The 2,453-nt window shown below is 61.8% G+C and carries 4 protein-coding genes; 3 read left to right on the top strand and 1 reads right to left on the bottom strand.

Features of this window, described 5'->3' with window-relative positions; all coding sequences use genetic code 11:
• Positions 1-263, top strand: a 263-nt coding sequence (locus DM995_RS10905; RefSeq protein WP_353653360.1) for a L,D-transpeptidase family protein, incomplete at its 5' end; no start/stop codon positions are given.
• Positions 264-321: 58 nt separating this feature from the next.
• Positions 322-774 carry a hypothetical protein gene (locus DM995_RS10910; RefSeq protein WP_023839130.1) on the top strand — a complete coding sequence of 151 codons (453 nt, stop codon included), beginning with the start codon at positions 322-324 and terminating at the stop codon, positions 772-774.
• Here DM995_RS10910 and DM995_RS10915 read toward each other — a convergent pair.
• Entirely contained in the window at positions 757-1,395 is a 639-nt protein-coding gene (locus DM995_RS10915) for a 2'-5' RNA ligase family protein (RefSeq protein ID WP_232824315.1), read from the bottom strand. The two genes, DM995_RS10910 and DM995_RS10915, sit on opposite strands and share 18 nt — an antisense overlap.
• On the opposite strand from DM995_RS10915, the gene DM995_RS10920 reads away from it, so the two are divergent.
• Positions 1,340-2,083: a Bax inhibitor-1/YccA family protein gene (locus tag DM995_RS10920; protein WP_116969433.1), complete on the top strand. Its 744-nt coding sequence runs from the start codon at positions 1,340-1,342 to the stop codon at positions 2,081-2,083. The genes DM995_RS10915 and DM995_RS10920 overlap by 56 nt on opposite strands.
• The last annotated feature ends 370 nt before the right edge of the window (positions 2,084-2,453 follow it).

A 2,453-nucleotide genomic window follows, 5' to 3' on the forward strand; every position in this document is an offset into this window, starting at 1 on the left:
TCATGAAATTCCCCTGCTCAACGAGTGTGTTGACCGGGGAAATTAGCCAGCGCGAGGACATGCTCTACGACGTGGTGCTGGTGCTCGGCCATAACGACGCGCCCCCGGTACCGGGTGCAGGCAGCGCGATCTTCTTCCATCTGTGGAACGAGGCCAAGCCCGCGGCGGAGCGCAGCACCGAAGGCTGCGTCGCGATCGCACGCGCGGATATGGAAAAGCTGCTGCCAATGCTCGGGCCGGGGATGATGCTGGAGATCGGGTGAGCGGGGCTGGGTTGGCATTGGGTGGAAAAGAGCCTTTAACGCAACGCGACCTCCGAGTATGCCTTGGGCGGTGCAGCATTCACCAGCATTAGAAGCAGCTAAAGATTTCCTCCACGTCGTCTGGGAGGGCGATCCGCCTGCCGATGAGAAGCTGCTTCAAACTTTGGATTGCCTGATCGCCGCCTACTACAGCACACCTGCTGGAGACGTGACAGGCGATGACATTGATCCGCCCACGCAGGATGGGTCTTCTCTCTATAGAGAGGTTGCCGATCGTTTTCCTCAATACGGCTTATACCCAATAGCTGATCCATCCGCCGCCTATGACGATGCGCTCATGATGGCGGACGCAATAGACGATTTGACGGACATCACCAGAGATATGCGCGAGGTCGTCTGGCTAGCGGAACACGTCAGTATAGATGATGCCCATTTCGCCTTTCGCCTGCACTTTTTGCATTGGGGTCAACACGCACGTGGATTGGCCTACTACCTACACGACCGTATTTAACTCAGTGCTAGAGGGGTTCGGAGTGATAGGGGAATGGCTGAAAAGCCGCCCCTCTCCGCTCAGCCTGAGCTTGTCGAAGGCCCCGCTATACGGCCAGCGTGGGCGCGGGTCCTTCGACGACGCGGGCACGCACAACCGGTCGAGCCGCGCATGCAGCGCCGCCAGCGAATCGCGCGGCGCCAGCCCCGCCCAGAGCTGGTCGACCCGGTCCCTGCGATCGAACCAGCCAAAGCCGTCGAGCCGCGCCTCGATCCGCGTGAAGCGTTCCGCGCCGAGCGCGAGCAGCAGCGCCTCTGCCCCATGCCGGTCGGTCTCGCCGATGAAGCGCAGCGTCGCGTGCAGCTGCGCATCGCTCTGCCAGCGCGCCGCGACCAGCCCCTGCATCCGATCGCGCAGAAGCGCGCGGACCGGTCCGGGCGGCACAAGGGAAAGGAACAATCGCATGGTAATGATTGTATCGTAGCAAGGCGCGACGAACGGAAAACCGGTTTCGCTTGAAAATTTCGCGCTCAGGGGCGATATTGTGGCTATCCGGCAACAATGCCGGGCAAAGGAGACTTTTTCGATGGCTGACCGTTTTGATCCTCGCACGGCGGAGCGCATGCGCGCCGGTTCGATCAATGCGCCCGGCGGTATCAGCGCGGCCCGTGACGAGGGCCTGCGCAAGTACATGCTGTCCATCTACAATTACATGACCAGCGGCATCCTGCTGACCGGCATCGTCGCGCTGCTCTTCGCCCAGTCGGGCATGGCAGCCGAGATCATGTTCGGCCCCGGCCTGCTGAAATATGTCATCATCTTCTCGCCGCTGGTGATCATCTTCGCGATGAGCTTCGGCATGAACCGCTTCTCGACGCCCGCGCTCCAGGCGATGTTCTGGGGTTTCGCGACGCTGATGGGGCTCAGCATGTCGACGATCTTCCTGGTCTATACCGGTGAGAGCATCGCGCTGGCCTTCTTCTCGACCGCGGCGGCCTTCGCGGGTCTGAGCCTGTGGGGCTATACCACCAAGAAGGACCTGACCGGCTGGGGCAGCTTCCTGATCATGGGCGTCGTCGGCCTGATCGTGGCGAGCGTGCTCAACATTTTCCTCAAGTCGTCGGTCATGGGGCTGGTGATCAGCTATGCCGCCGTCCTCATCTTCGCGGGCCTGACCGCCTATGATACGCAGAAGCTCAAGAGCCTGTACTGGCAGGTCGCGGGCAGCGACATGATGGGCAAGGTCGTGATCATGGGCGCGCTCAACCTGTATCTCGATTTCATCAATATGTTCCAGGCGCTGCTGAGCATCATGGGCAGTCGCGATTGATCTGTCCGGAAAAGCACTGGAACCCTGACAGCCCGGCGGATTCCCCTCCGCCGGGCTTTTCTTTTGTTGCATGGCTGCCGCTCGGCTGATCGCCTGCAGGACTCGCCTCGTCCCGACCAGCCGACGTCCTGGCCGGATCGGCCTTTAACGGTTCACCGTTTTGGTGTTGAGATCGTCGCTTGGCGGGCATAAACCATGCCCATGAGAACGCGTGCGAGAGAGCCAAGGCCCCGCGCGCGGCACCGGGAGATACTGAACATGGCGCGTATGGCCCCCAGCCGTGCAATCCTGCTGGCCGCATCGGCCAGCCTTACCATTCTGGTCGCGGCCTGTGGCGGCGCCAAGCCCGCCCCGGTGGCCGTCGCGCCGC

Origin of the sequence: Blastomonas sp. UPD001 (assembly GCF_003426715.1) — a bacterium.
In the GTDB taxonomy this organism is placed as follows: Bacteria; Pseudomonadota; Alphaproteobacteria; order Sphingomonadales; family Sphingomonadaceae; genus Blastomonas.